The 6,462-nt window shown below is 66.2% G+C and carries 5 protein-coding genes and 2 pseudogenes; 1 reads left to right on the plus strand and 6 read right to left on the minus strand.

The genetic code is table 11. The features are described 5' to 3' along the window. Nucleotides 1-188: 188 nt before the first annotated feature. From ABW18_RS23550 to ABW18_RS21990, 6 genes and pseudogenes are all read right to left on the minus strand, one after another. A pseudogene (locus ABW18_RS23550) lies at nucleotides 189-401 on the minus strand (type II toxin-antitoxin system RelE family toxin); the annotation flags it as partial. Then, nucleotides 398-673: a type II toxin-antitoxin system Phd/YefM family antitoxin gene (locus ABW18_RS21970; RefSeq protein ID WP_039857037.1), complete on the minus strand. Its 276-nt coding sequence runs from the start codon at nucleotides 671-673 to the stop codon at nucleotides 398-400. The gene ABW18_RS21970 and the pseudogene ABW18_RS23550, both read right to left, overlap by 4 nt. A 427-nt stretch (nucleotides 674-1,100) precedes the next feature. After that, nucleotides 1,101-1,307, minus strand: a complete 207-nt coding sequence (locus ABW18_RS21975) for a hypothetical protein (protein ID WP_152930178.1) — start codon at nucleotides 1,305-1,307, stop codon at nucleotides 1,101-1,103. 104 nt (nucleotides 1,308-1,411) lie between these two features. After that, nucleotides 1,412-2,584: a low temperature requirement protein A gene (locus tag ABW18_RS21980; RefSeq protein WP_049701070.1), complete on the minus strand. Its 1,173-nt coding sequence runs from the start codon at nucleotides 2,582-2,584 to the stop codon at nucleotides 1,412-1,414. A gap of 96 nt (nucleotides 2,585-2,680) precedes the next feature. Then, nucleotides 2,681-3,475 carry an aldo/keto reductase gene (locus ABW18_RS21985; RefSeq protein WP_235434494.1) on the minus strand — a complete coding sequence of 265 codons (795 nt, stop codon included), beginning with the start codon at nucleotides 3,473-3,475 and terminating at the stop codon, nucleotides 2,681-2,683. 856 nt (nucleotides 3,476-4,331) lie between these two features. Then, complete coding sequence (locus ABW18_RS21990; RefSeq protein ID WP_005180116.1) at nucleotides 4,332-5,423, minus strand: hypothetical protein; 1,092 nt, start codon at nucleotides 5,421-5,423, stop codon at nucleotides 4,332-4,334. 638 nt (nucleotides 5,424-6,061) lie between these two features. Between ABW18_RS21990 and ABW18_RS23305 the strand changes: the two are divergent. Further along, nucleotides 6,062-6,274: pseudogene (locus ABW18_RS23305) on the plus strand (integrase core domain-containing protein); the annotation flags it as partial. Between the last annotated feature and the right edge of the window lie 188 nt (nucleotides 6,275-6,462).

The raw sequence follows: 6,462 nt of genomic DNA on the forward strand, positions 1-6,462 counted from the left end.
GCTAGTGCTCGACTGGAACCACCTCCGAGCACGTCGCGTCGACGCTCCCGCGTCGCCCCTGGACGACCCACTCGACACGCCCGCAGCACAGGTCATCAGCGACAGTCCCGCTTCGCGGACGGTCGGGGTTGGGTGGCTGTGATGTCGCTGCGTTCTCGTCGAGAGGATCAGCAGACCCGATCAGAGCCGATTGGGAAGTCACCTCGGCGGGCGCTGTGAAGGTCTGCGAGGTCGTCACGTAGCGGCTTGCTAAGCCGGTGCGGATTCTCGGCGAGCGGCCCGGAGATGAATTCGATGACAGCGTGAACGATCCGGGATGGTAGACGCCCGAGATCGCGGCGAGCTGGGGATGCGACCTCAGCTCGGTACGGGCTGACCGAGTCGGGCGGTGCATCGCTCATTTCGGCGGCATGCCGTGTTCGGCGCGCAGGTCGTCGATGGACACGGTTTCACCGGCCGCGTACTCGGCGTGTGCGGTAGCGACGTCGTCGCGGACGCCGGCGTGTGAGAGCCAGTAGATCGTGTCGTGCAGCGATTCGAGGTCGTCGGCCGACATCAGCACCGCGGCAGGTTTGCCGTGCTTGGTGATCGTGATGATGTCGTGCGTGCTCTCGGCGCTGTCGATGAGCGCGGAGAGCTTGTCCTTGGCTTCACCGAGGGGCACTGTCGTCATACGTTCAGTGTAGCCGCCACGCTGGCCAGGATATGGCCTGATTTTTAGCCGATAATCTACGTTATGTCACCACCCTGGCGTAGGCGGCCATCGCTCCGGCCAGCACGATTCCTCTGACGCCGACTTCAGCGCGACATCGAACCGGTGGCGCAGACCGCTGCGGGTCTAGTGAGCGTGCCGGGGCCGCGCGGCGTGTAGCTGGCGGTGCGCGGCGGCGAGTTGGTGGCGCAATCGAGCGTTTTCGGCAGCGAGGTCCGGGTTGTGACGGTGTCGGCTTTCTGTGGGTAGGGCGGTCGCGTCGGGCGTGGTGGGTCTTTCGGCTGTAGCGGCGGCCGAGGCTCTGATGCGGGCGAGGATGTCGGGTTGGGTGTAGATCCATGAGCGTGCGACGCCGGCTCGTTGACCTGGGGGCCTGACCCCCCCCGGCTCAGCCAGGCCCGGTCGCGAAGACGAGGTGGCGCAGGGTCTGGGAGAAGCACCACTCTCCCTCGACCGAGACGTCGACTGCGCCGTCCGGGAGCGCCGATGCGCGGTCGGTCGCCTGGCGCCATGAGCCGTCTACCGCGCCCCATGCCCCGCGCAGTCCCTCGGCGTCCTCGGCGCGCCGCTGCGTCCCGCAGGCTCCTGCCGACAAAGCGGGCACCCTCGAGCTTCAGCGAGTGGGGACCGCGGACACGTCTTCGAAGGTGCCAGCCGACCCCTGGATTCATTGTCAGACACGCCCTAGGCGTTCCGGCCTCAGTGGACTTGGCCGGCGGCTGCGGGACCGATCCGCGGCCGTCGCACGAGTTCGCACGTCAGGCGCAGGGCGCCGACCGCGGTGAGAACCGTCAACACTGACCATGCGGGCATGATCAGTGCTGGCGGGATGATGAGCAGGGATGCGGCCGCCGTGAGGAGGCGGTCCGGCACGAGCTGATGGTGATCGCGCCATCGGTAGGCGACATCGGCGGCGTAGAACAGACCCACCCCGCCACTGAGGGCGATGGCCGGCAGCAGCGGTAACGGGTCGAACACGTGCTCGAGCGCCACGCTGGCGCCGAAGCCGAAGAAGGCGACCCCGGCGACCAGGGGAAGGTGGAGGTAGCTGTAGGCGTCGCGGGCCAGTCGGGCGCGTTCGGGCCCGTCGGCGTCTTTGAGGCGTTGCTCGGCGCCGGCGGTCAGACCGAAGTAGGTCCACCACAACGAGGCGGCGATCAGGACTCCGAGGACAGCGGCGGCGAGCACGACCGGTTGCTGCAGGTGCTCGCTGGCCCCGGTGCCCAGCCCGACGACGGCTTCACCGAGCGCGATGATGATGATGTTGCCGTGGCGCTCGACGAAGTAGGAGGGCATTACCCGGAAAACCTCGACCCCGGCGACCAGGGGTCCGCCGAAGTCGATGATGGCTGCGCCGATCCAGAGCAGCTCTCGGTAGGGGGCTGGGAAGGCGGCGGCGACGGCGATCAGGACTGGTGCGATGAGCAGGCTCGGGGCCAGCCGCAGGAGGCCTGCACGGAGGTGTTCGTCGTCGTGGGAGGCGTCCACGACGAACAAGACCAGGTGGATGACGCGGATGGCGAGCAGGGCAAGCCCGAAGACGAAGGCTCCGGTGCTGAACGCGGTCGGGAGTGCGCTTACGGCCAGCAGCATCGCAGCCATGGCGGCGATGACCAGGCAGCGAAATACCACCCGATTCGTGGTGAAGGTGTTGGTGAGCCAGGTGTAGCAGACCCAGGCCCACCACACCGCCAGTAGGCCGAGCACACCATGACCGAAACCCCGCCACGAAACGTCGTCCCGCACCAGCTCGGTCAGCTGCGCCATGGCGTACACGAACACCAGGTCGAAGAACAGCTCTAGGTTGCCCACCGACCCGCTGCCGCTGTCCCGCGCGTCGGCCTCGCTGCCCGGCTCAGAGTTCTCTGACATCCGCGAAATCATCCCCTTTCAAGCCCGGCAACTCCCACCCTCACCGACGGTGCTGCCGCGCTGCCCGGACCGACCGGGCTGCGCCCTTGGTCAGGGTCACAGCATTTCTAGTGGTCGCGGTCCGCTCGGGGGCGGGAACGCACGGTCCAGAGCATCCAGGTCTTCGCGGGTCAGCTCCACGTCCAGTGCTGTGGCGTTGTCTCGCACGTGCTGCGGGCTGCTCGCCTTGGGGATCGTGCAGAGCGAGTCGCGGCGCAGCACCCAGGCGATGGCCGCCGCCGCGGCGCTGACGCTGTGACGCGCCGCGACGTCGTTCAGCGTCGTGTCGTGAAGGATGCGGCCCTGCTCGATCGGCGAATACGCCATGACCGGCAGCTGGTGGTCGGCGCACCACGGCAGGAGGTCGTACTCCGGTCCTCGCCGCGACAGGTTGTACAGCACCTGATCCGTGGCCAGCCCGCTGCTGCCCGGCACGTCCTGCAGGTCGGCGAGGGCCCGGTGGTCGAAGTTGCTGACGCCCCAGTATCGGATTTTCCCGTCCTCGACGAGCTGTTGGAAGGCCGCGACGGTGTCCTGCAGCGGGTACCTGCCCTGCCAGTGCAGCAGGTAGAGGTCGATCCGATCGGTGCCCAGGCGTTTCAGGCTGCGTTCGCAGGCCGCGATCGTGCCGGAACGGGAGGCGTGGGACGGAAGGACCTTGCTGACCACGAATGCCTCGTCGCGGCGACCCGCCAATGCTTCACCGACCACCTCCTCCGCGCCGCCGTCGGCGTACATCTCGGCGGTGTCGACCAGCGTCACGCCCAGCTCGAGGCCGGCGTGCAGCGCGGCGACCTCGTCGCCGCGGCGGCCGGGGTCCTCACCCCAGCCCCAGGTGCCCTGGCCCAGCACAGGGATGGACTCCCCGCTCGGCAGCGTTATCCGTCGCATCCGCGATCACTTCCTTCTGGTTGTCCTGAGGTGGGACGTGGGCTGAGATCCTCGAAGACATCTCAGGGGTGCAAGGTGTCAAGCGGCGAGGTTGATGCGGTGGCCCCAGGCGGTGTGTTCGTCGTAGAGAGTGCGGTGGGTGCTACGAGTAGTATTCTCCCCCAGTGCTTTTCAAGTGCCGATAATTTACCTTATGTCAGGTAAACCACTGCATATTGCATCAGATGCATCACCTCGCCACTCCTCCTGGTCCTGACCGCGGTCACGAATCCCGTTGCTTAGCAGCGGCATTCGAGCAAGCAACACGGCTTTGACGCGAGGCTGGGCGCTTGAGGCCGGGCTGCGTTGCCAGGAAGTCAACCCGATGACCTGCGGAGTGGCGTTGATGATGCATTGGATGAAATCAATGATGCATCAGATGAGACGCCCCGGCGATCTGTAAAAGGATTGCTGTGGCAACCCGGTCCGGCGCATAGTCGTGGCATGCTGCGCTTCTGTGCTGATGTCTCGGCCGCGGACTGGATCACGCGAAGTCGTGACGCGACCGACGACGTCGCGTCGGGCCAGGCATGGAAGTCACTAGCACTGTTCGGCCCTCCTGAGTTCGAGGCCTACGCGCGGGTCCGCTTCATGCCGGATCCCGGATCGACAGGTACAACAGCGCCCGCCCGCACACCCGCCTCGGCAACGCCCCACCCGCCGAGTACGAGGCAGCGCACTGCGCTGAGCCCACCAAGTCATCGCGACCGGCAATGACACCTGCATAGACGTGGCATCAACGCGTAGATGTTTCAGTTTCTTCTGTGCTGGGGCTGTGTCAGGTGCTGGACCGGGTGTAGGCAGCGGCGCGCACCACATCGTCGTCCTCCAGTCCAGCTCCTATTGCTCCGCCCACGGTGGCCAGGCTGGCGGTGAGCCAGCTGATCTTCGCGTAGTCCAAAGCGTTCACTGGGTGACCGGCGACACCGGCCAGTACCTGCTCGTCGATGAGCAGCAGCGCGCCGACCCAGGACAGTATGAATAAGCCGAGGTAGAACACCACAACCCCGATGGCCACGGTCGCGGTGGTGGCCAAATTGAACAGGATCACCTGCTCACGTTGGGCTCGCCGCCGTGGGCGCTCCCACAAGTCGGCTCCCAGGATCAGGGTGGCACCCACCGCCCCGATCGCCATCACCGCCAGCAGGACCAGGCGCACCGGCCCGTAGGCCATGGCCAGTACCCATAGGTCCGAGGCCACCAATGTCAGCATGCCGGTGGCCGCTGCCCCGACCAGCGCCCGGGAGAGCCGGGCCACGAAGGCCCAAGGCTGGTTGGCGCGGATCATGCCCAGCAGCAACCGCACGTTGCCGCTCAGCACTCGGGCCGTGAACTGCACGACGTTGTCGTCCGGGCGTTCGTCGAGATCGGTGGACAGCTGGTGGGCTCTTCGAGCAAGATCCCGCTGGGCGTTGGGGTCTTCGGCGTCGTAGCCCAGGAGCTGCCCGACCACGTGCACGGTGGTCTCTTGCACCTTCTGCCGCACGTGCACGGGTCCCAGGGTTGGGACGGAGACCAGTCCTACCCCGTGCACGGGGCTGAGCTGGGTGAGCACCGGACGTCGGCCGGTCTTCAGGGGGATCTCGGTGAGCACCACGGCCAAATCCCAGTTCTCCTCCAGCACGCGGTTTCGGGCCGCCTCCAGCAGGTCCAAGGTCTCGGTGGGTGGATCGACCAGCCGGTCTTCGGCCATCTTCAGTTGCCAGCGCACTCCCGGATACCGCTGCACCAAAATCTTGCGCACCGAGGTGGTGACCTCGGGGCCGAGCACCGCACTCAGGGATGGTGAGACCACCAGGCCGATGAGCAGCTCGGCATCGGAAAGGGGTTCGGCAGGATCGGCGGTGGATCGGCAACGCTCAGCAGTCACCCCTCCATGGTGAGGCAACCACGGTCGGATTGCCACTGGCTCGATGGAGCCCCCAAGGTTTCGCGCAGCACCGCGGGCCGGATTCGGTGGTCGCCTCGATCCCGGAAAGAGCGGTGCTGCTCACTGCGAAATCCTCTCCCCGCCGACGCCGCCAGCGCGAAGACATCACAGCCAGCGGGCCCGGCACCTGCCGGTGTCGAGGACGGCTTCTCGATGATGCTGCAGTGACGGATCGGTTAAAGTGCTTCGGCGGTGTGGGAGCAGTGATCAGCGTGGGGCCGGTCGATTCCGTTCGGACAGGTGATGCATCGACTGCCCAGCGGCAGGTGCGGTATCTGGCAAGTCCAGCCGTCACCGACCTCGAGAGGGTTGCTAGACATGAACCCGTCAACGTCGGACATGTAGGTGTCGGCGGCCCGCTTGGCGGCCCCACAATCAACGCCGGGAGTCAACGCCACAATGTCCAGGATGCCGTCTGGTCCCCAGGCCACCCCGCAGCTACGGTCCCTGATCCATGCCGGCGGCGGGGGAGTGACGATAGTGGTGGGCGCCTGGGTCGGCGACGAACTGGAGCCACTCGATGCAGTGTCCTCGCTGTCGCTACAGCCAACTGTGGTCAGTGCGATGGCGACCAGGCCGGGTTTATCGAGTCGTTCAACAACCGGCTGCGCGACGAATGCCTCAACCGCAACTGCTGGCCGACGTTGCTCGAGGCCCGTGTAGTCATCGCCGACTTCAAAGACGACCACAACCATCGGCACCGCCACTCGGCACTGGGCTACCAGACCCCGGCCGAGTACAGTGCCGGATGCACCCACCGGCATCACCCCGTGGGCTGCGAGATCGACTGATCAACTGCAAGTTAGGAACTGGCTCTAGAACTGACTGGACCGGTTATCGGGGACCTGCCACCGGGTCGAGCGGCCGGACGGACCACTCCGTCATTTCGGCAAGAACTTTGTCGGCCGATGTGAGAGTTCGCGTCGGAAACCACGCAGCTCAGCGCCTTCGAGCGTCTCAGGTATGTGTCATCGAGTCT

The organism is Gordonia jacobaea (assembly GCF_001186365.1).
Classification (GTDB): domain Bacteria; phylum Actinomycetota; class Actinomycetes; order Mycobacteriales; family Mycobacteriaceae; genus Gordonia; species Gordonia jacobaea.